Source organism: Paenibacillus sp. FSL E2-0178 (assembly GCF_038593005.1).
GTDB classification, from domain to species: Bacteria; Bacillota; Bacilli; order Paenibacillales; family Paenibacillaceae; genus Paenibacillus_AQ; species Paenibacillus_AQ phytohabitans.
The window spans coordinates 4,449,503-4,473,189 of record NZ_CP151953.1 but is presented as its reverse complement, the minus strand read 5'-3'; the positions used below and the strand labels follow the sequence as shown (position 1 = coordinate 4,473,189).

Annotated in this window: 18 protein-coding genes; 4 read left to right on the top strand and 14 right to left on the bottom strand. The window is 52.7% G+C overall.

What is annotated here, in order from left to right:
- Positions 1–11 precede the first annotated feature (11 nt).
- Positions 12–1,913 (bottom strand): protein prkA, encoded by a 1,902-nt coding sequence (locus tag MHI42_RS19290; protein WP_342420400.1) that lies wholly within the window; start codon positions 1,911–1,913, stop codon positions 12–14.
- A gap of 429 nt (positions 1,914–2,342) precedes the next feature.
- Between MHI42_RS19290 and MHI42_RS19285 the strand changes: the two genes are divergently transcribed.
- Positions 2,343–3,065: a bZIP transcription factor gene (locus MHI42_RS19285; RefSeq protein WP_042210070.1), complete on the top strand. Its 723-nt coding sequence runs from the start codon at positions 2,343–2,345 to the stop codon at positions 3,063–3,065.
- Between the two features lie 81 nt (positions 3,066–3,146).
- On the opposite strand, the gene MHI42_RS19280 is transcribed toward MHI42_RS19285, so the two are convergent.
- The 7 genes from MHI42_RS19280 to udk form a co-directional block, all read right to left on the bottom strand.
- Positions 3,147–4,481, bottom strand: a complete 1,335-nt coding sequence (locus MHI42_RS19280) for a 6-phospho-beta-glucosidase (RefSeq protein WP_342420399.1) — start codon at positions 4,479–4,481, stop codon at positions 3,147–3,149.
- A 6-nt stretch (positions 4,482–4,487) separates the two neighbouring features.
- On the bottom strand, positions 4,488–5,483 hold the full coding sequence (locus MHI42_RS19275; protein ID WP_342420398.1) for a BadF/BadG/BcrA/BcrD ATPase family protein: 996 nt from the start codon (positions 5,481–5,483) through the stop codon (positions 4,488–4,490).
- Between the two features lie 37 nt (positions 5,484–5,520).
- Positions 5,521–6,510, bottom strand: coding sequence for a LacI family DNA-binding transcriptional regulator (locus MHI42_RS19270; protein WP_342420397.1), 990 nt, complete (start codon positions 6,508–6,510; stop codon positions 5,521–5,523).
- 108 nt (positions 6,511–6,618) lie between these two features.
- A complete protein-coding gene (locus MHI42_RS19265) occupies positions 6,619–8,007 on the bottom strand; it encodes a sugar ABC transporter substrate-binding protein (RefSeq protein WP_342420396.1) in 1,389 nt (462 codons plus the stop codon).
- Positions 8,008–8,047: 40 nt separating this feature from the next.
- Complete coding sequence (locus MHI42_RS19260) at positions 8,048–8,926, bottom strand: carbohydrate ABC transporter permease (protein WP_342420395.1); 879 nt, start codon at positions 8,924–8,926, stop codon at positions 8,048–8,050.
- Positions 8,923–9,816 (bottom strand): sugar ABC transporter permease, encoded by an 894-nt coding sequence (locus MHI42_RS19255; protein ID WP_342420394.1) that lies wholly within the window; start codon positions 9,814–9,816, stop codon positions 8,923–8,925. The genes MHI42_RS19260 and MHI42_RS19255 overlap by 4 nt, the downstream gene beginning before the upstream one ends.
- A 491-nt stretch (positions 9,817–10,307) precedes the next feature.
- A complete protein-coding gene (gene udk / locus MHI42_RS19250) occupies positions 10,308–10,937 on the bottom strand; it encodes a uridine kinase (RefSeq protein ID WP_039296931.1) in 630 nt (209 codons plus the stop codon).
- A 192-nt stretch (positions 10,938–11,129) separates the two neighbouring features.
- On the opposite strand from udk, the gene MHI42_RS19245 reads away from it, so the two are divergent.
- A complete protein-coding gene (locus tag MHI42_RS19245; RefSeq protein WP_342420392.1) occupies positions 11,130–12,221 on the top strand; it encodes a beta-eliminating lyase-related protein in 1,092 nt (363 codons plus the stop codon).
- Between the two features lie 89 nt (positions 12,222–12,310).
- On the opposite strand, the gene MHI42_RS19240 is transcribed toward MHI42_RS19245, so the two are convergent.
- The 6 genes from MHI42_RS19240 to MHI42_RS19215 all read right to left on the bottom strand — a co-directional run bounded on the left by MHI42_RS19240 (position 12,311) and on the right by MHI42_RS19215 (position 19,849).
- Positions 12,311–13,630 (bottom strand): glycosyltransferase, encoded by a 1,320-nt coding sequence (locus MHI42_RS19240; protein WP_342420391.1) that lies wholly within the window; start codon positions 13,628–13,630, stop codon positions 12,311–12,313.
- 364 nt (positions 13,631–13,994) lie between these two features.
- Positions 13,995–15,533, bottom strand: coding sequence for a sugar isomerase (locus tag MHI42_RS19235; protein WP_171716326.1), 1,539 nt, complete (start codon positions 15,531–15,533; stop codon positions 13,995–13,997).
- Positions 15,523–16,656, bottom strand: coding sequence for a polysaccharide pyruvyl transferase family protein (locus tag MHI42_RS19230; RefSeq protein WP_342420390.1), 1,134 nt, complete (start codon positions 16,654–16,656; stop codon positions 15,523–15,525). The genes MHI42_RS19235 and MHI42_RS19230 overlap by 11 nt, the downstream gene beginning before the upstream one ends.
- Complete coding sequence (locus tag MHI42_RS19225; RefSeq protein WP_342420389.1) at positions 16,653–17,708, bottom strand: glycosyltransferase; 1,056 nt, start codon at positions 17,706–17,708, stop codon at positions 16,653–16,655. Before MHI42_RS19225 ends, MHI42_RS19230 begins: the two co-directional genes overlap by 4 nt.
- A 30-nt stretch (positions 17,709–17,738) precedes the next feature.
- Positions 17,739–18,644 (bottom strand): glycosyltransferase family 2 protein, encoded by a 906-nt coding sequence (locus MHI42_RS19220; protein WP_039296997.1) that lies wholly within the window; start codon positions 18,642–18,644, stop codon positions 17,739–17,741.
- A gap of 329 nt (positions 18,645–18,973) precedes the next feature.
- Positions 18,974–19,849, bottom strand: coding sequence for an aldose 1-epimerase family protein (locus MHI42_RS19215; protein ID WP_342420388.1), 876 nt, complete (start codon positions 19,847–19,849; stop codon positions 18,974–18,976).
- Between the two features lie 191 nt (positions 19,850–20,040).
- On the opposite strand from MHI42_RS19215, the gene MHI42_RS19210 reads away from it, so the two are divergent.
- Together MHI42_RS19210 and MHI42_RS19205 are read left to right on the top strand one after the other, a co-directional pair.
- Complete coding sequence (locus MHI42_RS19210) at positions 20,041–21,270, top strand: Zn-dependent hydrolase (RefSeq protein WP_342420387.1); 1,230 nt, start codon at positions 20,041–20,043, stop codon at positions 21,268–21,270.
- A 768-nt stretch (positions 21,271–22,038) separates the two neighbouring features.
- Complete coding sequence (locus MHI42_RS19205; RefSeq protein WP_342420386.1) at positions 22,039–23,622, top strand: extracellular solute-binding protein; 1,584 nt, start codon at positions 22,039–22,041, stop codon at positions 23,620–23,622.
- The last annotated feature ends 65 nt before the right edge of the window (positions 23,623–23,687 follow it).

Here is a 23,687-nt window from a genome sequence, read left to right as displayed (position 1 = left end):
AATTAGAAGCATTACCGGTTTAGCAGACCTCCGACATATTTCATCAGTTCATTGGCGCAAGTGGCACAGTATCCGTTATGTTCAATCAGCCGCCGGGAGACCTCGTTCATGCGTTTAACCTGAGTCTCATCCGGATTAAGGGAGGAAGTGGTGATCTTGATAACATCCTTGAGGTCGGCGAACAGCTTCTTCTCGATAGCATCCTTCAGCGCCTCGTGGGAGGTATATTCAAACTGCCGTCCCCGGCGGGCGTAAGAAGAGATTTTGATCAGAATTTCCTCGCGGAAGGCCCGTTTCTGATTCTCAGTTATGCCAATCTGCTCCTCAATGGAGCGCATCAGCTTCTCGTCAGGGTCGCTCTCCTCGGAGGTGATGGGGTCCTTCATCCGGTAGCCGCTGCAGTAAGCCTCCACGTTATCGAGATAGTTGTTCAGAATGGTCCGTGCGGATTCCTCAAAAGAGTACACGAATGCCCGCTGCACCTCAGTCTTCGCCTTATGGTCGTATTCCTTGCGGGCCAGCGTAATCAGGTTCATCAGCCGCTCGCGCTCCTCCTTGGAGATTGAGGCATGCTGGTCAAGCCCTTCCTTCAGCGAGCGGAGGACATCCAGCGCATTGATGCAGGTTTTGTTGCCTTTGATCAGCGCACTGGAGATACGGTTGATGACGTAGCGGGGATCGACGCCGGACATGCCTTCATCGGAAAACTCCCGGTAGAGCTCTTCCACATCGGCGCCTTTGACACCGTCCACTTCTACACCGTCGTAGAGATACATTTTTTTGAGCAGATCGATTCCGGGCTTCTTCGGTTCCTTCAGACGGGACAATACGGTAAATACAGAGGCGGTCCACAGGGCGTTGGGCGCAAGATGCACCTGATTATTCAGGCCCGAGGCATCCACGAGCTTGCGGTAGATCCGTTCTTCCTGGCCGGCTTTGAGGTTATAGGGAATGCGCATGACGATCATGCGGGAATGGAGGGCTTCGTTCTTCTTATTCGAGATAAAAGCGCGGTATTCGGTTTCGTTCGTATGGGCGATAATCAGCTCGTCGGCGGAGATCAGCGCGAAGCGTCCTGCTTTGAAATTACCTTCCTGGGTCAGCGAGAGCAGATTCCAGAGGAATTTCTCATCGCATTTGAGGATTTCCTGAAATTCCATCAGGCCGCGGTTGGCCTTATTCAGCTCGCCGTCGAACCGGTAGGCACGCGGATCGGATTCGGAGCCGTACTGTGTGATTGTGGAGAAATCTATGCTGCCGGTAAGATCGGCGATATCCTGTGATTTGGGATCAGAAGGAGCGAAGGTGCCAATGCCTGTCCGGTCACTTTCCGAGAAAAGCACGCGCACCACCGGCATCTCTTCGATCCGGCCGTTATATTCGTGCTCCAGATTCATCCGGCAGACCGGGCAGAGGTCGCCTTCGATATGGACGCCGTATTCCCGGCGGAATTCCTCGCGGAGCTCGCGGGGGATGAGGTGCAGCGGCTCCTCCTGCATCGGGCACCCTTTGATTGCATACTGGGCGCCTTCGGGCGTGCGGGTGAAGGACTCCAGTCCGTGCTTCATCAGGGTGACAAGTGTAGACTTGCCGCCGCTGACCGGGCCCATGAGCAGAAGCAGGCGTTTGCGGACATCGAGGCGCTGGGCAGCCGGGCGGAAATATTCCTCCACGAGCAGCTGGATAGAATCTTCAAGCCCAAACAAGGTGCCGCTGAAAAATTTGTACTCCCGCCGTCCGTCCCCCAGCTCGTTGACGCCAGCCGATTCGATCATCCGGAACACCAGTTCATGGGCGGTTCCGGCGATATGCGGGTTCTCTCTGACAAGCGCTAAATAATCGAGAAAATTCCCCTCCCAGAAGAGGTCGTTTTCTTTGTCCCGATAGGTAAGAAGTTTCTCCAGGAATGTCATGCTTACCGCCTCCCAATATAATGTCATACTCGTAAGTGACAGGTGACCGGTCCGGCAACATGCAATGCGGCAATACAGCTGAGCGTCCGACAGAGCAGCAGAGACATTCTATGAAACTATGTGGTTGTCCCTTGATTTTAGCATATTATCTTTCATTGTTCGACAACAAAAATGTCATTGAATGATGGTAATTACTAGATTTGGAACTAATTCGACAGAAAAATATAATTATCACTGCTATAACGTTAGGTAATATAACATATAACTGCTGCATTTCTGTATAATCTCTTCTTTGATTAGTTTGAGTGGTTATAAATGGCGGCAACCCGTCCGCAATATGCGGGAAATTAGATTACATTTTTTTCTATCCTTAGCATGCCTGTGTGCTATATAATACTAGAGTTAAAAATACAAATATTGGGGTGTACTATGAAGGTGAAAACAGGGGGTCTCTGGCTTGCTACTGCAATGCTGGCGGTATCCGTAGCCGGGTGTTCCTCGGGGAATTCAAGCTCCGCAGGAGAAAATACCGAGAAGCTGAAGACGGAGATCAGCAAGCTTCAGCAAGAGAACAAACAGCTGAAGGAAGAGAATGACAAGCTGAAGGCAGATGCTTTAACAGTACCCGTAAATGCAGAAGAGGACAAGGGGGGAGTGGAGCTTATAGGTGAAGGGGCCGGCACTCCGGCAGCTGATTCCGGGAGCGGGCAGCCAGTCATCGTAAAAGGCACACCGCTGGTTATTGACGGAGTTGGCGAGTATACCATTACCAAGACCTCTTATGCCAAGAAGGTTATTCCATCCAAACCGGGATCATTCTACACGTATTATGAAGCTAAGGAGCCGGGTACAACCTATTTGGCAATCACATTAAAAGTGAAAAACCTGGCCGGAGAAGCCATGGATGCAGATGCTGTAGCGGATATGCAGATTAAGTATGATAACAAATACGAATATAGCACCTTCTCCACCATGGAAGAAAACGGCGGAGAAGACTTCACCTATACCAGTATTTCCGAAATCGAACCGCTCAAGAATGGTACTCTGGTCTATCTGGCTGAAGTTCCTGACGAAGTAGAGTCGGGCGGCAAGCCGCTGTATGCGGATGTCAAAATTGAAGGCGAAACGTACCGCTATATCATCGTGAAATAAGGCAAAAGCCTGTGCCAGCCGCAATGGTTCATCTGCGGTCAGCACAGGCTTTTTATATGACTTAATACATGACTTAATACTTTATAAGACAGAAGCTGCAGGGACCTCTTGCCCGAAGAATGCCGGCAGATACTCCTTATTCGCTTCCAGCATCTCATCCAGCATAGCGATAGCTACTTCTACAGAAGGGACAAGCGGATGGTGTGCCAAAGCTTGAATAGCCAGGCTGCGGTCTCCGGTAACGGCAGCGTCGATGGCGAGCTGCTCGTAGGTCTTGACCGCATGGATTAGCCCTTTGGCCATCGGCGGAATCTTGGTCAGCGGCAGCGGCAGTGGGCCAGTCTTGGTGACAACGCAGTTAACCTCGATGCTGGCATCATCCGGCAGGAAGTCGAGGATGCCGCGGTTCGCAACATTCAGCGTCTGAATGTCATTGGTGCCGTTATGCAGCGAGCGCATCAGGTTGACGGCAGCCTCCGAATAGAAAGCCCCGCCGCGCTGCTCCAACTGCTTCGGCTTCTCGCTAAGCTCCAGGTTTCCGTAGATTTCAAACAGCTCTTCCTCCACGCGCTTGACGACTTCTGCACGGTTCTCGCCTTTTGAGGCCGAGGCCTGCTGCTCTTCAAGCATCGCATCCGTCATATAGAAATATTTCAAATAATAAGAGGGGAGGGCACGCAGCGATTGCAGGAACTCGGGGTTCCACTCGCGCGCCGGAACATTCTTCGCGCTGTAGCCGGCGGTATCGGCCAGCATGTCATCCAGCTTGTCTTCACCTTCGACATCAATGCGGGTGATCCAGTGCAGGTGATTGAGGCCGACGAACTCGGCATAGATCCGGTCTGGGGCCGCATTATATTTGGCGGATACCTGCTTAATCAGACCAATCGGGGCATTGCAGAGGCCGATGCTCTTCACCTTCGAATACCGCAGTACCGCTTCGGTCACCATACCTGCCGGATTGGTGAAGTTGAGCAGCCAGGCGTCCGGAGCCAGCTCCTCGATATCACGGCAGATGCCGAGGATGACGGGGATCGTGCGCAGCGCTTTCAGCATTCCGCCGGGGCCGGTCGTTTCCTGGCCGATCACGCCGTATTTCAGCGGAATGGACTCATCGCGGGCGCGGGCATCCAGCATCCCGACGCGGATCTGGGTGCTGACGAAGTCGGCACCTGCAATGGCCTCGCGGCGGTCGGTGGTGAGGTGGACCTCTATAGGAAGGCCGGATTTCTCGACCATCCGCTTGGCCAGAGCGCCTACGATGTTCAGTTTATGCAGGCCGGCTTCAATATCCACAAGCCATAGCTCCCGCACCGGAAGCTCCTTGTAATGCAGAATGAAGCCTTCTACGAGTTCCGGGGTATAGGAAGAACCCCCGCCGATCACGGCGATCTTAAGACCTTGGTTAACTGCCACGATGAATCACTCCTGTCTTGTTGTGATAGGGATATATTCAAACTCTTCAAAGGGACGCATTTTCTCATAGAGTTCATCGCTTATCGTGATGCCGTCACTCTCCAGCGCCGACCAGAGGGCGCCGACGACTGGCTCCGTAGACAAAGTAACTACAGCTGCGGCCGGTGCGTTTTCCCGCACAGCCTGTTCGATCGGGCCGCGGATCCAGCCGCGGTCGCCCCGGGTCAGCAGGCTTCCGGCCAGCACTACATCAAAATCATCGTTCTCCATGCCTAATCTATGGATTACGGCGGCTGCCGCCTTGCCCAGTTCCACGCCCTGACGGTGCAGGATGGCGAGCGCCGCAGCATCACCTTCGGCAGCCGCCGGGAAGAGCAAGCGGGCGGCATCCAGCGGCACCTGCTTGCCGTGATCGAGGAAATCATTGTACATATCATCCACCCGTTCGTAGCCGAGCAGCTTCAAGAGCGGCCCGGTCATGAGGGTTGCGGCCTCCCGGCCGTCCCAGGCGCGGATGACCGTGCGGAAGACCTCGATATTCAGTGCGCCGCCGCCGCCGAAATCGCCGTACATATAATCGAAGCCACCGCACTGGAAGTGCTGGCCCTGCGGGTTGCGGCCGGCCGCGTTAGTGCCGGTGCCGCAGATCAGGGCTACCCCGTAGGGGCGGTCTGTACCCGCCCGCAGGCCGATCATCGGATCGCCGCTGATCGTATATGCAGTAAATCCGATGCCGCGGATCATCGGATGAAGGATCTCATAATCGGTCTTGCGGTCGGCCCCGGCAAGGCCCAGGTACGTATGCCTGATATCCTCCAGCCGGAGTCCGGCTTCAGCCAGAGCGGCCAAGGCTGCTTCGCGGATGCTTACCGCCGCCTGCTGCGCTCCGGTCTGGTGATTACCGTTGCCGCTCCTGCCTTTGCCGAGGATATGGCCGTGTTCATCGCTTAGGAGGGCGTAGGTTTTGCTGCCTCCCCCATCGATCCCCAAGTAGTAAGCCAATGGTCGTCACTCCTAAAGTTTTGATAGCCTCACATCATCAGGATTTCAGCGTAGATTCCCGTATGATCAGCTCCGGGTCGATCCGGATGTTCGAGCCGCGCTTCATCTCGCCGCTCAGTCTGCGCAGCAGCATATCGGCTGCCGCCACTCCGATCTTGTCCGCCGGCTGGCGCAGGGTGGTCAGGTGCGGGCGGAGCTGGGAAGCAATATAGTGGTCGTCATAGCCGACCACTGCGACTTCCTCAGGCACCCGCACTCCCGCTTCCATCAGGGCGTTGATGACGCCGAGAGCGATATTGTCATCTCCGGCGAATACAGCCTCGGGGAGTGTGCCCGCTTGCAGCCAGCGTCTCGCCGTGCTGTAACCCATCTCGATCTCGAATTCGCCGGAGACGATTTCGAACGGGGTAATCCCCCGGTCCTGCAGTGCCTGCTGGAAGCCGGCGCGCCGTTCCCGCGTGCTGCGGAACATTTCCTGTCCGCAGATATGGGCGATGGAGGTATGCCCCAGCTCCAGCAGGTGGCTGGCCGCGGCATATCCGCCCTTAAAGTTATCGATGGTAATCGAGTAGGTGTCGTTCTCCGGCAGCTGATTGTCAATCAGCACATAGGGGATACCCCGCCGTTTCAGCTCCATAATATAATTGTCTTCTTTCATCGGCGAGAGCAGGATGAGCCCGTCTACGCGGTCTTCCTGAATCAGATAGTGGTTCTCGTCCGAGCCGATGCCCGTAGAGATGGAGATTGCCAGGAAATAACCATGCAGGGCCAGCGTCTCATTCAGCTCTTTGACCACCGCATCGAAGAAGGAATCCTGAAGTGTCGTTACAATCAGGCCGATGATGCCGGTCTTGCCGCTGGCCAGACTGCGTGCAGCTGCATTAGGGCGGTAATCCAGCTCTTTGATCGCATCGAGCACCTTCTGGCGGTTGTTCTCCCGCACAGACCCGGCGCCGTTTAATACCCGCGATACGGTGACCACGGACAGCCCTGATTTTTTGGCTACATCAAAAATACTCACTTTCATCTCAAACGCTCCTTGCGGCGGATTTTCCGGTGCTAGTATCTGTCTCCAGTATACAGGGAGCGCCGGAGTTCCGCTAAACGTATAATTGCCTATGCCGCCGCTGCCGCTTTATCTTTTGATAATCTCCGTTACTTTCTTCTGAATCACCGGCATTACCTCTTCCAGCGTCTTGTGTCCGGTCTCGACAGGCTGCAGCTCATTAATGAACATGTCGTTGATCTGCGAGTAGTTGGTGATCAGATGGTTGTAGGATTCATACCCGTATTTGACCGCACCCTCGTAGACCTTCCTCACATCCTCCGGATCAATTCCGTCAAAATGCTTGTAATAAACTTCAGCCGCTTCGGTGTTGACCGGCGGATTGCCGCCGCTCAGCTCAATGGACTTCTCCTGGACCTCGGTGGTCATCAGGTATTTGATCCATTCAAAAGCTTCCTTCGGATGCTTCGAATCCTTCAGAATCAGCAGCGGATCGACGAAAAGTGTGCTGCGCACCTGCTCATTGCCGCCCCACGGCACTGCGGCTACGCCGATTTTGAACGGGAAGTCGTTAGCCCCTGCGAGGTTCCAGGAACCGCCGATCGACATCCCGATCTTGCCTGCAACGAACGGGTCGCCGTTCTGTCCGGCTACGCTTTTACTCCACTCGGAAGTGGGGGAGACCTTATCCTTGAAGACAAGGTCGAACAGCTTCTGGTAAGCGGCAATGACCTCAGGGGAGTCGAAATGTGTCTCGGAAGGAACGCCGCCGTTGGTCCAGGTATCCGCGGAGTAAGGCTCTGCCCCGAAGTACAGCGGCCGCATATCCCGTTCCGCCCAGGTGAAGTCTACGCCGTATTGCGTTTTGGCGATATCGTCGGAGACGAGGGTCATCTTCTTGGCATCCTCAACCATCCGCTCAAAAGTCCAGCTCTTATCTTCATAGTCGCTTGGCGGATAGGAGACACCTGCCGCATCGAACATATCCTTGTTGTAGAGCATCAGGGTGACGTACATATTGACCGGTATGCCGTAGGTATGGCCGTTCACCGTGTAGATCTTCATCAGATTCTCCGGAATGTTGTAGTCCTCAGCCTTGAAGCCGTCTTCCTTAATGAGGTCGGTCAGGTCGAACAGCATGTCTTTGTTATAATACTCGGCGAAACCGCCGTATCCGTAGTGGCTCGTAACATCCGGGGAATTGCCGCCGGCAATCAGCGTCTGTAGCTTGCTGTCGAACTGCTCGTAAGGTGCTTTCTCCACCTTAACCTTGATATTCGGATGCTCTTGCTCGAAGTCGGGAATCAGCTTCTCAATGAACGTGCGGTCCTCCGAGTCAATCGTATAGTGGGATATTGTCACCTGTTCACCGGACCCGCCGGAGTTCCCGGCTCCGCTGTCCCCTGCTGCGACATTCCCTGCTGATTTGCCGCCGCCGCAGCCCGATATTGCTACCATTGCTGTCAGGGCTGTTGTAAGCAGGACGGCCGGCCTCTTGCTCTTCATGATCTTGTTCATTGTCCAATCCCTCCATGATTTCAAGTATTGTGGACCCGGATTACTTAATGCCTGTCAGCACAATGCCCTCCACAAACTGCTTCTGGGCGATAGCGAACAGAGTGACGATCGGAACCATAGCCAGGACCGAGGCAACCATCAGCAGATGCCATGGCGGAATGCGGAAACGTGATGAGGTGAGCGAGGCCATGCCTACCGGAAGCGTGAATTTGTCCGATGAGCTTAAGTAGAGCACAGGGGTCAGCAGATCATTCCAGCTGTAGATAAAAGCAAAGATTGCAACGGTCGCCAGCGCCGGTGCAGACAGCGGAAGCGCGATGGTCCGCCACATCCGCAGCTCGCCGCAGCCGTCGATCCGTCCGGCGTCGAACAATTCCTCGGGCAGTGTAGAGAAGAACTGCCGCAGCAGGAAGATGTTATACGCCGAGCCGAAGAAGGCGGGGACGATCAGCGGCAGGAAGGTGTCGATCCACTGCATTTTGGAGAACAGCACGAACTGCGGAATCATAATGGCCGGATAAGGCAGCATCATCGTGCTCAGCAGCAGGATGAACCAGAAGTTGTTGCCGCGCCCCCGGTATCTGGCGAACCCGTAAGCGACCAGCGCCGAAGAGAGCAGGGTGCCGAAGACGGAGAGGCCGGCGATTATCAGGCTGTTCTTGTACAGTGTGCCGAACTGGAGAGTCTCAAAAATATCGGTATAATTGCTCCAGGCCCAGCTCTCCGGCAGAAAAGTCGGCGGAAACTTCAGCATTTCCCGTTTCGACTTCAGCGAGGTGGAGACCATGAAGAACAGCGGCAGCAGCATGAGGAATGTAGTGATTATCAGTGTGATGAAGCTGGCGACTTTAACAGGATCAGCTCTCCGGCGCAACCGGGAAGGCGGGCTAAGCGGGCTCGCGGCCTTAACGGTACTCATCGGCGGCTGCCTCCTTCGTAGTGGACATAGCGATTAGACAGCTTCATAATGACGGCCGTGAACAGCATGACGACAATCAGCAGTATCCAGGCAAGGGCTGAAGAGTAGCCAGCACGGTATTCCTTGAAGGCGCTGGTATACAGATTGTAGACGTAGAACCAGGTGGAGTAGTTAGGCCCCCCTTGGGTCATGACGAAGGCTTGCGTGAACACCTGGAAGGAGTCGATCAGACCCATAATCAGCTGGAACAGCAGGACTGGTGAGATCATCGGCAATGTAATATTCATGAAAATGCGGAAGCGTCCTGCCCCGTCCAGGTTAGCGGCTTCGATTAGGCTGGCCGGGACCCCCTGCAGACCTGCGAGGAAGAGGATCATGCCGGAGCCCGCTGTCCAGAAGGACATGATAATCAGGGCGTAGAGCGCCGTGTCGGGATTCATCAGCCAGGCCGGGCCGTGGATGCCGAACCAGGAGAGCATATAGTTGAAAAGGCCGATCTGCGGGTTGAAGATCCAGTACCAGAGGAGCGACATTGCGACGCCGGAGACCATGCTCGGGAAATACATCGCTGTCCGGAAGAAGCCGCGCCAGGGAATGGTCTGATGCAGCAGCAGGGCGAACCCGAGACCGAGCAGTAATTGCACCGGCACACTGATGAAGGTATATCTTAGCGTGACTTTTACGGACCGCCAGAACAGCTCGTTATGGAACATCTCCGTGTAATTGGCGAGACCGATGAACTTGGGCGGATGAATAATGTCATAATCAGTGAAGCTGTAGTACAGCGACGACAAGATAGGATAGAGGGCGAAGATAAGGAAGCCAATCAGCCATGGGGAAATGAACAGATACATGTAGAACGTCTGCCGCCGGCTCTCACTCTTAATCACGAACACACCAGCCTTTCTTTCTTAAAAGTATAAGCGCTTTAATTTTAATGATAAATAAAAGTCGTTTAATGCTATTTTAAATAGAATAAACAAATAATAAGTTTAACCGCTTTAACTTTTAGTTCGCCCTGTTGCCCTAATCATAGTGGATGGAACGGAAATAATCAACAGTTATTTCTTTAATAAAGCGCTACCAGTCAATAAATATAACAAGGTAAAGGGGGTTGTTGCTGAAAATGCAGAAAATTTCATTGCGATCACGTATGTTGCGTAAGGTAAGATTACATATACGGAGGGTTTTAAGATTGAAGCTGAGCCTGTTAGCACTATGTTTCATAAGTCTGCTGGAAGTGATGTGATGTATTCTTCGCATGGGAGAATCGATGGTGATTCCGGGAAAGTAACTGCGTCCGGCCGGCCACAGCAAAAAGCCACCCGGCTTGGCCGGGCGGCTCTCATTCAACTAAGGCATGAGCAGGTGACTGCTCTGCTTAAGTCCACTGATGATCGCCGGACAGATACTTCTCGGTCAGTACGGACAGCAGCTGAATACCTACTTCATTCTGTCCGCCTTCCGGAATAATCAGGTCAGCGTATTTCTTGGACGGCTCAATAAAAGCTTCATGCATCGGCTTAACTGTGGTCAGGTATTGTGTGTGGATCGAACGGATCGTCCGGCCGCGTTCCTCGATATCGCGCAGTACCCGGCGAAGGATACGCACATCGGGGTCGGTATCCACGAATACCTTAATGTTCAGCTGCTCGCGCAGCTTCTCGTCGGAGAGGACATGAAGCCCTTCAAGAATGACGATATTGTTCGGTGCAAGCCGAACGGTCTTCTCGGTAGAGCGGGCATGAACGGTAAAATCATACACTGGGGCAAATGCGGCTTGTCCGGCTTTCAGACAATCTAAATGTTCAATCAGCAGTTCCGTATCAAAGGCCAGCGGGTGATCGTAATTGATCGCCCCGCGTTCAGCCATGCTGAGGTAAGAATGGTCTTTATAGTAGTTATCCTGAGATATGAACGTCACTTTGTCAGATCCAAGACGGTCAATAACGGATCGCGCTACCGTCGTTTTGCCGGAACCGGTCCCGCCGGCGATACCAATAATAAGCATGGTGTTTTTATAAACCTCCCTAAGCGATTGCCTTTGCAATTCCAATATTGTAGCACAGCGGTCAACTTATTTCACCTTGGATCAGGGGAATATCATGTGAACTTTCAAATAAATCGGGTATTTTAGCGGAAAATGATATAATTTCAAGTATTCGTACAGATCGAGCATATTTAAAGGGAGCGGATTAGCGGAATGAATGAGCAGAATGCTTTACTGGAAGCTTTTAACGGGACAGAAGTGCAGCTGGCAGGCCATGGCAAAAGGGGGATATCCGTGCTGAAGGAAGCGCTGGCCGGAGTGGAGGATCAGCTCGCTGCCGACTTGTATGGGTCAGGCGCAGTAATAGAGGATTTCCAGGCGGAGATGGCCGGGGTGCTCGGCAAGGAAAGCAGTGTATTCTTCCCCAGCGGCACGATGGCCCAGCAGATCGCCCTGCGGATCTGGAGTGACCGCAAAGGCAGCAAAAGAGTGGCCTATCACCCGCTATGCCACCTCGAGATTCATGAGCAGGACGGGCTGAAGGAGCTGCATCATCTGGAGCCGCTGCTGCTGGCAGATAAAGACCGCCTGATCACACTGGATGATGTTAAGAATATGGGGGCGGGTATTGCTTGTCTGCTGCTTGAGCTTCCCCAGCGGGAAATCGGCGGGCAGCTGCCGGAGTATGCCGAGCTGGAAGCTATTTCGGCCTATTGCCGGGAGCAGGGGATCATTCTTCATCTGGATGGGGCGCGGCTGTTCGAAGTGCTGCCATACTACGGCAAGACAGCTGCCGAGGTCTGCGGGTTGTTCGACAGCGTATATATTTCCTTCTACAAAGGCATCGGAGGAATTGCCGGAGCGATCCTGGCTGGAAGCCGGGAATTCACGGAGGAGTCGAAGATCTGGAAACGGCGCCATGGCGGTGACCTGATCAGTCTCTATCCGTATATCCTGACGGCTAAGTATTATTACGGGCAGCGGATCGGCCGGATGGCCGGGTATTATGAGCAGGCCAAGGAGCTGGCTGCCTTATTCAACAGCTGCCATAAGGTGTCTACGCTGCCGGAGGTGCCGGTCTCGAACATGTTCCATGTACATTTCGCGTTATCCAGGGAGCAGCTTGCTCCGGTATTGATTCAGGTGTACAAGGAATCGGGAATCGGGCTGACACCGCGGTTGAAAGAAACAGGAGAAGCTTCATGCTCGTATGAGCTGAACATCGGGGATCTTTACAGCGGAGTGTCCAAGCCTGCGCTGGAAGAAGCCTTCCGGCTGCTGGATAAGCTGCTGCAGGAAATCTAAGGCGGGCAAAAAGAAAAAGCAGCTTCCTTATAGGGGAAAGCTGCTTTTTGTGTGGAGAGTTACATTTTCCATCTAGCCGGTCTGTCCCGTTAACGGTTCATCAGCGCCCGTACGAAGGAAACGCGGAGCAGCTGTTTTTTCATCAGCTTGGTGCGGAACTGGCGCTTCAATCGATTGTAGGCCTGAGGAGAGTGGTCGCTCGCCCAGCTATACATGAACTTGAAGTCGCTGTGGCTTTTGGCGGAGTTCATCAGGTAGTAAGAAATCGTATCGTAGACGTTATGGTTGAACCACTCATTCATTTCCGCCTTGCTGTAGCCGAAGCGCTCGATGGCCATATTGCGGATGTTGCGCTTCTCCTCCAGATTCTCGATCAGGAACGACTGGCTGAGATTGAAGGTGATATTGTTGCCGTGAATCCGGTACACGCCCGCCAGCGTATCAATGAACCCGGCATCACCGATCAGCAGCGCACGCAGGTATATAGAAGCATCGTTGACCATACTCATATTCAGAATATCCATACTCATCAGTGCCTCGCGCTTGAATATGGCGGTTAAAGTTGAAGCCGGCTTGGGATAGTTCTTCCGCTCGAAGTTCATGAAATAGTCGTGTTTGTCCGTGACGGGACTCAGTTCCAGACTGGAAATGGTGAGCTTCTGCGACTGGGAATATTCCAGGAATACATTTGCGGCGACAAAAGACAGCTCCGAATTCAGCCGGTGTACCTTCACCGCTTCGGTGAAATAGCTGCGGTCAATGAGATAGTCATCATCGTCCAGGAACAGGATGAATTCCCCGTCGCCATGTGCGGCCAGCGCTCTGCGGCGGTTGTTGCCGGGTCCGCTGTTGGTCTCATTCTGCATGAAGATGACGCGCGGCTCTGCTCCGAAGGTGGCGTTCATCATCTCCTGCGTACCGTCGCTGGAGCAATCGTCAATGACGATAATTTCAGTATGCGGATAATCCTGCCGCAGAATGCTGTTCACTGCCTGCTGCAGGAAATCTTTTCTATTATAAGTAGTAATAATTACACTGACCTTCGGATGGCTTGAGGGACCGGCGTCCAGATTAAGTGTAGACTCCTGCGCATCAGGCCCGTTGCTGCTGAGGGCGGCAAGCCCCTGCATGAACCCAATTATCTCATCGATCTGAATATTGAATTGAGTGCTGACATAATACTGGAGCGCGTCATCCGAAGCCCGGCCTGCCAGAAAGGCATCCAGGACACCGATTAGCGTCTCCAGATGTTCTTTGATTCCGGCATCACTCTCGCTGCTGCTGATATTCCTGCCCTGGCGGATAAGCTCCTCACGGGTCAGACCCCCGGCGGGCGGTTGATGAATATCGTCACTCAGCTGATGCAGCAGATGCAGTCCTGCTTCATGTAAGTCCCCGCGGTGATCCATAATCAGTCCTCCTAAATTTTGTGAGCTATACTCCATTGAATATCCTACGAACAAAATAACTTCGGAAGCATGGGCTAAGTTTTGTGAAAATCACAGCTTAATTTAAATAGTTGGATTTTCTCCACTTATTATCCTCAATGTGAAGACCATTCTAAAATTAGTTGGAAAAACTCCACTTAAAAATGCACATTTCGCGGGAAGCGGGCTGGAGGGCAGCAAGTAAATGCCTTTTTTCCAACTATTCACGTACAAAGTGCGAAAAACGGTAAATTAAGCTACGTTTATCCACTTAAAAAACTGGTGGAGGTGTTCCGGCAGGTTGTATGCGGCTGGAATGGGAATCTGCGCTACCCGATTTCCAGCATTACAACGTCTGCCCGGCCGCAACCTTCCGTTTAAGCTTGAGCTTCGTTCTGAATTTCTTGGCGTAGCTCCAGGTGTAGAGGAAGACCTCGCGTTCCATCAGAGAACCCACCAGGAAATAGATCGGCAGAATAATCACACCCAGCAGCGCGCCCCAGAGGATTACGCCGGTGTAGGAGGTGATGCTCAGATTCAGCTTGGTCGTAATGAACACGATTGCCGCGAAGACGGCAACGTTCGTTAGCCATCTGCGGAAGGTGATCCACGGGCTGCGCTCCAGCAGCACCCGGCTGGCGTAGACCACGATATCGATCGAACGGTAGAGCAGAGCAACAATAGTTCCCATTAGTACACCGTAGATTCCGAAGAAGATTACGAACACAATCGAAGCTCCGAGGTTGATTGCCGACTCCAGAATCGAACGGAATTGTGTGTTGCGGAAATGTCCGGCAATGGTAATCAGGTTGTTCGACGACGTGCGGGCATTAGTCAGCAGCTTGATCACCACGAACAGAATCGGCAGCCAGAAGTTAATATAATTCACATCGTTGACCCCGGCGGTGTACAGCCGCATGAACGGCAGAATCAGAATGTAGACCACGGTCAGGATGGAGAAGATCAGGCCCATGAAGTAGACCTCATACGCATCATAGAATTTGACAAAAGCCTCTTTGCCCTCATGATAGCTCTGCCCCAGCGCTGATTTGACGCTGCCGTTGACGGTCTGGACGATGTTGTCGACGATGGTGAAGATCATGTTGTACATCACGTAGATACTGACAATCTTCAGGTTGGTGAAGATCGTCAGGATCAGCACATCCGTGTTACGGAAGACGAGATAGGAGATCTCATGCACCATGACGGAATTCTTTTGTCCAATTGCGGCAAAATCCGGCGTCATACTGAGATCCATCCATTTGTAATGCCGCTTCGCATAAATGTAGAACGCGACAATCTGCAGCAGGGTCAACACGAAGAACGAGGCCTGGACGGCGATGATGTTCACGCCCTGCAGCAGCAGGATGATCCGCACCACGTTGTTCAGAATGTTCGCTACCGTGACTATAGAGGTCTCAATATAGCTTTTACCCTCGGCAATCAGCAGGACTCTGAATTTGCCCTGGAAATAATAATTAATCGCTCCGCCGAGGCCGGAGAACAGGATAATGGCTACGATGCTGATACTGCTGATCTCCGAATGAATAACCAGCGGATAGATGACCGCCAGCAGCACGACCGAGATGAAATAGTAGATCCCGGTTTTTTTGTAGTAGCTGGAGGTAGCGGCCAGAATGGAGTTGATGTGACCCCTGTCGTTGCCGGCCACCGGTTTATAGAGTGCCTGCAGCGATGCCGCGCCAACTCCTGCCTCAAGCAGCGCGAAATAACTGATAATCTGCACAATCGAGGCAATCAGCCCGTTCGCTTCCGAGCCGTAGTTAACCATGATCAGGCGGGGGATGAAGAAACCGAGGATAATGGTAATCACCTGGCTGGTAAGCCCGAAGCCCAGGTTCAGCATACTCCGTTTAGCTTTCATAGCTTCTTCTCCCTTCCAGCAGCGGTTCGGGTGCCAGATAAGCATCCAATTGCTCGAAATGCTTCTCCGCCTGGTTCGCCTGCAGCGTTACATCGAGCGTACCCGAAGCCATGCTCTCATAGACCTGCTCAGGTGTCAGCTCAGCCAAATGGGCGAAGTCCGTATACGCTCCCCCGAAATAAGCATCCTGCATGACGTTGATCATTTTGTTACTGTAAGCCACGGGAAACACCGGTTTGCCGAACACCCAGCCGAGGATCATCGCATGGAATCTGGAGGCGACAATGCAGCTTGCACCGGACAGCACGGCGAGAATCTCATCCATATCTGTTTTGTAGAGATGGGCGTGGGTGTGGGCCTGAAGCTCCGCAGGAATCAGATTCAGGATCAGACTAATCGCTTCCTGGTCCCCTTCATGCTGGCAGAAGGACATGAAATGCACATCATACCCCTGCTGAATGAAATAGATTGCAACATCTTTCATTTTTTCATAATAGAGGTTGTCAAAACCGTCTAAAGCTTTGGACGAGGGCTTGATCACGGAAATGGCAAGGGTCTTACCCTCCACAGCCGGAGCTCTACCGCCGCTGTATTTCAGCTGAAAAATAATATCCGGCGCTAGCCGCACATTGTCCAGATCCTTAAACAGGTCATAGGAATATTGCTCCCGGAAAGAGACATCGGCATAATTCTGGAAGATTTCCCTATATTGCTGGTAGTAGGCCTCATCCTTGTACGGGCCGAAGTTCGCACCCATCAGGTAGTAGGGCTTGCTTTTATTGCGAAGGGCTTCAGCACCAGCCACATATTCTTCCCACTGTTCACCTTGCATAAAAATAGACCCGCCGATATGCACGGTTCCGTCGCCCTGATCCGTCAGCAGCTTCTGCACGAAGTTCGGATGAAGCTTTAATTTGCGGAAAATATAGTTGATCCCCCGCAGCAGCACGGAGTCCGAGGCATACACCTTGAGGTTGTGGAGGTCTTTGAAGACGAGCTTATATTGCTGCGGGGCAATCAGCATAAACCGGGTACCGGGGTATCGCTCACATAACACTTTTATGAACAGATCATCGCCCAAATTGAACTCTGTATATGCATTGATCATCATCGTCTTCTTCATATCTTGATTTCCTTTCTGCCCATCACGGTCTTGAGCTTATGTTTGAATTGGACCCAGTTTCTGTCGATAACAATCAGCGCTCCGTACAAGGACGGGGAGATTAAGAAGGCTCTGATCTGCAGCGCGAGCTGGCGGTCGTCCCCCTGGTACTCTCGTATGATCGGCCGCATCTCCTGGGGAAGTCCGGGATAACGGGCATCCATATCCTGAAGCAGGCGCCTGACATCCATTCCCGCAGTGCCGTTCAGACAGGTCTTCAGATTGTAAAAGTAGTTCTCGGTCAGCTCCCGGTTCAGCAGCAATTCGGATATCTCAGGTGTCCCGTCAAAGGGATGGGCTCTGAAATAATCAGCCACCCGCTTGAATGCATCGACCATGTCGAATTTGTTCACGTTATACGTATTGGAGATAGAGGATGTTCTCTGCAGATAGAAGGACAGCACATCCGGGATGGATATGGCACGCGAGGCACGCGACAGCGCTTTGTAGATGAATTCCTGATCTTCCCCGTTCACGCAGCGCTCGGTGTAGCGGATGCCGTTCTCCAGCAGAAAGGTCCGTTTGTAGGCAATGCTGCCGGTCCAGATTCTGAGGCTTTTATGCACAAAAATATTCTTCAGCGCTTCGCTCCCCGTAGTGTCGCTTGCCGCTGAAGTGAAGTTTACAATGGTGGACTTGTCTTCGCGGACCAGACTGTAACCCCAGCAGAGAATATCCGGAGCAGCGCTCCAGGTATGGGCTTCAATGCTCTGCACCAGCCCGCTGGCGATATAATCATCCCCGTCCAGGAACAGCACATAATCGCCGCTCGCTGCTGCAAGCCCGGTGTTTCTGGCGGCGCTCACTCCGGCATTGGCCGTGCGGATCAGCTTGGCTCTCAGGATGGGGTGCCGCGCCAGAATCGCTTCGGCCACTTCGTACGTACGGTCCGTAGAACCGTCATCGACCATAATCACTTCGAACCGCTTCTCGCTCTGGTCCAGGAGTGAATCCAGCAATGGAGCCACATAACGCTCTAAATTGTACATGGGAACTACAATGCTTACACTCATAACTCCACTCCCTTCCTGAGTTTTGACGGATTACCCGGCGGTCTGGCTGTTAAAGATCTCCTTTAGCCCCTTCTTATAGCCTTTGATAGCGGCGACATTCTTCTTGGGCTGCTCGCGGAGAATGAGGTAGAGCGTGGTCCACATCAGGGCGAGATAGCCGATGGGGCCCGACCGTTTATCCTTGAGCAGATGCACATGATTCAGCACCCGGGTATAAGCGACATCTTCGAGATTGTCCCGGGAGGCCGGAGATTCATGATGCAGCAGCTTGAGCTCAGGATTGATATACAGAGGGCCGGAGCTCCGGGCGATGCGGGACATGAGAATATCTTCGCCGACGCTGTAGCTGGTAAGCCAGGGAACGGGCTTCAGGTCCTGGATTGCCGCTTTTTTGAAGGACATGTTGCAGCCATGCTGGAATTCAGTCTTGAAGATCTTCCGGGCTTTATGCCAGTTGTACATGGACCCGGCTTGACCGCTTAAGGAGAGCTTGCCGCTCGACAGGGATTGCTGGAAGGACAGCAGGCAGCGGATGGTTCCAAGGAAGCTGTTCCGCATCCCGATGGCGATACCGCCGACTCCTGCGCAGTTAGGATAATCATCGTAGGTTTGAATCAAGGTAGACAGATAGTGAGCGGGGATTTCGACGTCATCATCCAGGAAGAGAATTTTGTCCATGGTGGACAGTTCCACTGCCTTGATCCGGGACAGCCATAATCCCCGGTCCGTCTTGCTGAAATAAGTCAAAGGATAACCGCATCCGGTAAGTAAAGCTTCAAATTCAGTAAGTACACGGGCTGGTATTTCGCCGTCATCTATAAGTATGACCTCAATGGGGTATGTCCTGCCTATGTCTTGTTTAGTTATAGAATGAATGCACCGTGTCAGGTCCTGTACCCGGTTCCTCGTGCAGATAGCCACTGACAATCCTTGCATATACTCCACTCCCTTATCCATTTCTCCCATTCTATGTGTAGTGAATTAACTATCTTAAGCTTACTATTGGCAGTAAAAGGTTGTATATACTACTTTAGTTTACTTATTGGACAGCCTGCCGCCGTAAGCACAGGATATGGATTATAATTTGACACAAGTGGAAACGGCTTTGCCGTCCTTTTAAAGGACGGTACCGTTTCAGCGAGAAATAGAAGGATAATTTATAGCGTGAAACATATAAATTCTTATATTTCAAAAAAGCCGCAGTCCCGTTAGGGCGGGCGGCTGCGGCCTTCATGTTCTTCAAGGAACGGTGGAGCAACAATCGGTTAATTGAACGTAATCGTAAGCGAGCTTGTAGACTGGCCGCCCGGCGGCAGGGAGATGACTCCCGCTTTGTCCCGGATTTCTCCGGTGAAGCCTTCACTGTCTGCTACACCATGCCAAGGCTCGATGCACAGGAACGGTGCGTTCTTCGGCTGCCAGATCCCGAGATCGGGGAAGTTGTGGTAAGCTACGCTTACGCTTTTGGCAGACAGCTTGCTCTTCAGCGCTACAGACTGCGAGCTTACATTCTTGAAGACGAGTGCGTCATGCTCGAACATCTCATGGTTCAGCGGCAGAATGTTTCCGTCTCCTAGCATAGGGTCGCTTTTACCGTTAATCAGCTGGCCGGTGGAATTCAGGAACAGGCGGTCTAACGTTTCCTTTTGCTCAAATTCGAGATAATAATCGCTGAATGCTCCGCTGCCGTCAATCGGGCAATTGAATGCAGGATGGGTGCCGAGCTGGAAGAAGATTTCCTGTTCATCTGTATTTTCCACACGGTAGCTGATCTCAAGGGTGCTTCCGCTCAGGATATAGGTGAGGAACAGGTTGAATTTGTACGGGTAGACTGCCAAAGTGCTCTCACTATGCGAGAGCCGGAAGACCGCCTGGGTATCGCTCGCCTCCTGCAGCGTGAATTCACTGCGTCTGGCGAAGCCGTGATTGGCAATTTTGTACGCCTGCCCGTTTGCTCTGATCTCGCCCCCAGTGGCTGCGCCGATAATAGGGAACAGCACTGGTGAACGGCCTGTCCAAAAGGCGGCATCCCCGCTCCACATATATTCGGTCTCCGTATCCGTTCTTCTGAAGCTGATCAGCTCGGCTCCGAGTGAACTGATCACAGCTTCAGCTGTGCCGCTGCGCAAAAGGGTATTCATATGCTTAGCTCCTCTCAAATTATGCTTCCTACCAGCTCATATTCTATCAGACTTCCCCAATCGCGTTATAACATAACGTGAACAAAACCAAAAAAAATTATTACAGTCTGTAAAATGAAAATAATACGGAATGGTATAACATATATAGAAAGCAATAATTCCAAGATCGTTTGAAACGGAGGAATAAGGCCATGCAGCTGCAGCAGATATTCGTGAACGGTGAGAGATTGAAGAATACGATCGAGTCATTCGCCGATTTCGGGCGGACGGACAATAACGGGGTCACCCGGTTATCGCTGTCGGAGCAGGATGTGCAGGTGCGCGGCTATTTCACTTCCTGTTGTGTTGAGTTGGGAATGGCTGTGAAGGTAGATGATATGGGGAATATATATGCCACACTTGCCGGCAGCGAAGAAGGCCCGCCCGTAGTGATCGGATCGCATCTGGATACTGTCAAGAAAGGCGGCAGATTCGATGGGGTGCTCGGGGTAATCGCCGGTCTGGAAGTGGTAAGAACCCTGGTCGATCACGGCATTAAGCCGCGTTTACCAATAACAGTGATGAACTTCACCAACGAGGAAGGAGCCCGCTTCGAGCCGTCGATGATGGCTTCAGGCGTCTTGGCCGGCAAGTTCGACAAGGCGGAGATGCTGAAGAAGAAGGACCCGGAGGGTACGACCTTCGGTGAAGCGCTGCAGGCCAGCGGCTATGCGGGCGATGCGGAGAACCGGATCAGGGAAGCAACGGCTTATCTGGAGCTGCATATCGAGCAGGGGCCTGTGCTGGAGAGAGAGAATCTCAAGATCGGCCTGGTCGACTGTGTTGTTGGAATGGCCTGTTATGAAATTGAAGTCACAGGCGAATCGGACCACGCCGGTACTACGCCGATGGATATGCGGAGGGATGCGCTTTTTGCCGCTGCAGATATTATTACGGAGCTGCGGCGGAAGCTGGCTGTACTGGACTCCGAGCTGGTCTATACCATGGGGAGAATGAACGTGCTGCCTAATATTCATACCGTTATTCCGAACAAGGTGATCTTCACCGTGGAAGCCCGGCATAAGGACATGGATATTGTCCGTGAAGTAGAGGCAATTATTAATGGTCTGCCTGAGGAACTGCTGGAGTGTAGTGTGTCGAAGACGAAGCTGTGGGGACGCGATACCGTATGGTTCGATCGGGAGGTCTGTGCCCTGGTGGAGCGAGCGGCGCAGAAGCTGGGCTACAGCAGCAAGAAGATGGCCAGCGGAGCGGGGCATGATGCCCAATTCGTGGCCGGATTCCTGCCGTCGGCGATGATTTTTGTACCCAGTGTGAAGGGGAAAAGCCATTGCGAGGAAGAGCTCACTTCTTATGAAGAATGTGAGATGGGCGTGAATGTGGTGCTGGAAACGGTGCTGGCGGTGTTGGCCGGGTCCTGACAGATGGCTTGCAGGCTGGGCGAATTGCATAGATAGATGTCAAAGACTTTAAGACACTTAACCGGTGTCTTTTTTTCTTTATGTAGGAAATTATGGTACCCGATGAAACCCTCTAATTCCGCTGAAAGTGGGCGGTACGGGGTGAGCCGAATGTACACGAAAAACCGAGTACATTGTGCCAACGATAGGCTAGACGGAGCGAATGTATGCGAAAAACCGAGCACATTGTGCCAACTATAGGGGGTCGTCTTAAAAGTAACATAAGCTCCAAAGCTCCAGCTTGATTCGCCCATTAAGTAGAGTGAGCTTAACAACCTAACTCGTTGTATGACGAAGCCTGCTCCGCAAGAGGGCATCCATCCCCTGGCTATCATTCTTATTGTTCAGCTTTTATGAGGTGATTTTGTTCTTGTCTGCCCCTCCGGTGTAGGGAGTGAGTATGTGCAATGCCGCGACAACGCTGCAGTTTGATATAATATGAAAGCGCAAACACCGTCCGCAATAACCCGGATTGGAATATCAGGCGAAATCAATCTCGATTTCTTAGCATCCGTATGCAATTCCTGTGATGGACAGGCGTTAATCAATATATCGATATCGCAGCAAGAATGGGAGATAGTCAAGGCTGGCGTACGGCGTTAAGTTGGAGGAGCAGAAGGCAGCTTCGCAGGACCACAAAACTGCAGGACCGCAAAACCTTAAGACTGCAGGACAGGTGCCTCCGGCGATAGCCTTTCTATTAAGAACACATGGGGGAGATGTGAAGGGATGAAGAGATCTTGGAGACAACGGATGATGCTCGGCACCAGCTTGCTGCTGGCTATAGGCGGACTGGCAGGCTGCTCGGGCGGGAACGGGAACGGGAATGCCGGAGGAGCGGCAGCGGATGAGCCTACCCCGATTTCGATCTGGGCGTCACTGAATACGAATGTGTCAATTACGCTGAAGAACATGAGTGAGATTACAGCGATTCAGGAGTGGGAGAAGAAGACCAACATTAAGACGGAATTCCAGCATCCCGCCGTCGGTGCGGAGACGGAGCAGTTCAATGTCATGCTGGCTTCGAATGAGCTGCCGGATGTGATGTTCGTCTACGGGGATTATTCCAAGCTGTACACGGACGGCACGATCATTAAGCTGAACGATCTGATTGACCAGTACGCGCCTAACCTGAAGAAGATTCTGGACGAGAATCCCGAGGTCGCGAAACAATTGAAAGCGGATAACGGAGACATCTACGCGATTCCCCATCTGCGGCTGGGCAAATATAAGACGTTCGGAGGCACATTCATCCGCCAGGACTGGCTGGACGAATTGAATCTCCAGCAGCCGGAGACGCTCGCTGAATGGGAGACGGTATTGAAGGCGTTCAAGGAAAAGAAAGGGGTCACCGCTCCGCTCCTGTTCGGTGCACCGCCTAAGCTGACTACGATGGGCCCGGCGGCCCCGACCTTCCTCGAAGCCTATGGGATCACGAATACGATCTTCCTGAAGGACGGTAAGGTAGCCTACGGGCCGACAGAGCCGGAATTCAAGGAATTCCTGACTACGTTCCACCGCTGGTATCAGGAGGGCCTGATTGATCCTGACTTCGCCACGAATGATCAGAAAACCTATGATGCCAAGATTCTGGGCGGTCAGGCCGGCGCCTTCTTTGCCTTCATTGGCGGCGGCATTGGACGTTATCTGCCTGCACTGCAGGAGAAGGAGCCGGAGGCCAACCTTACCGCTGTGCAGTATCCTGTAGTGAACAAGGGGGATGAGCCGATGTTCACCGGCCGGTCCTGGGAGTGGAGCGGTGCCGGCGCGACGATTACCAAGAGCAACAAGAACCCGGAGGAAACCGTGAAGGCGCTGGACTACTTCTTCAGTGAAGAAGGCCATATGCTGAAGAACTTCGGCGTAGAGGGTGTAACGTACACGATGAAGGACGGATATCCGACCTACACGGATGAGATTCTGAAGAATCCGGACGGGTTGTCGGTGGTTCAGGCGATGGCGAAGCATTTCATTGCCAATTATCCGTTTGTCGGTGAGGATGATGACCGGTACAACGAGCAGTATTACCAGTATCAGCAGCAGAAGGACGCGGTTGCGCTCTTTTCCAAATACAGCGATAACACACTCAAGGTCGGTCTTCCCCCGGTCAGCCTGACTACAGAGGAATCCACGGAGTACAGCAAAATCATGAGCGATATTACTACTTACCGTGATGAGATGTTCATCAAATTCGTCATCGGTGCGGAACCGATAGAGAACTTCGGCAAGTTCACCGCCCAGATTGACAAGTTCAATGTGAAGCGGGCGATTGAAATCCAGCAGGACGCCTTAGACCGCTATAACGCCAGATAAGACAGAGGAGCTGTCCGCGGTGCGGTGAATGAGAATTTTACCCCCGCGGACCTGCAATGAAGAAG

Coding starts and splice junctions, on each gene's coding strand:
- MHI42_RS19290 (WP_342420400.1), bottom strand. CDS start 1,913: ATGACATTCCTGGAGAAACTTCTTACCTATCGGGACAAAGAAAACGAC.
- MHI42_RS19285 (WP_042210070.1), top strand. CDS start 2,343: ATGAAGGTGAAAACAGGGGGTCTCTGGCTTGCTACTGCAATGCTGGCG.
- MHI42_RS19270 (WP_342420397.1), bottom strand. CDS start 6,510: ATGAAAGTGAGTATTTTTGATGTAGCCAAAAAATCAGGGCTGTCCGTG.
- MHI42_RS19265 (WP_342420396.1), bottom strand. CDS start 8,007: ATGAACAAGATCATGAAGAGCAAGAGGCCGGCCGTCCTGCTTACAACA.
- MHI42_RS19260 (WP_342420395.1), bottom strand. CDS start 8,926: ATGAGTACCGTTAAGGCCGCGAGCCCGCTTAGCCCGCCTTCCCGGTTG.
- udk (WP_039296931.1), bottom strand. CDS start 10,937: ATGCTTATTATTGGTATCGCCGGCGGGACCGGTTCCGGCAAAACGACG.
- MHI42_RS19245 (WP_342420392.1), top strand. CDS start 11,130: ATGAATGAGCAGAATGCTTTACTGGAAGCTTTTAACGGGACAGAAGTG.
- MHI42_RS19240 (WP_342420391.1), bottom strand. CDS start 13,630: ATGGATCACCGCGGGGACTTACATGAAGCAGGACTGCATCTGCTGCAT.
- MHI42_RS19235 (WP_171716326.1), bottom strand. CDS start 15,533: ATGAAAGCTAAACGGAGTATGCTGAACCTGGGCTTCGGGCTTACCAGC.
- MHI42_RS19230 (WP_342420390.1), bottom strand. CDS start 16,656: ATGAAGAAGACGATGATGATCAATGCATATACAGAGTTCAATTTGGGC.
- MHI42_RS19225 (WP_342420389.1), bottom strand. CDS start 17,708: ATGAGTGTAAGCATTGTAGTTCCCATGTACAATTTAGAGCGTTATGTG.
- MHI42_RS19220 (WP_039296997.1), bottom strand. CDS start 18,644: ATGCAAGGATTGTCAGTGGCTATCTGCACGAGGAACCGGGTACAGGAC.
- MHI42_RS19215 (WP_342420388.1), bottom strand. CDS start 19,849: ATGAATACCCTTTTGCGCAGCGGCACAGCTGAAGCTGTGATCAGTTCA.
- MHI42_RS19210 (WP_342420387.1), top strand. CDS start 20,041: ATGCAGCTGCAGCAGATATTCGTGAACGGTGAGAGATTGAAGAATACG.
- MHI42_RS19205 (WP_342420386.1), top strand. CDS start 22,039: ATGAAGAGATCTTGGAGACAACGGATGATGCTCGGCACCAGCTTGCTG.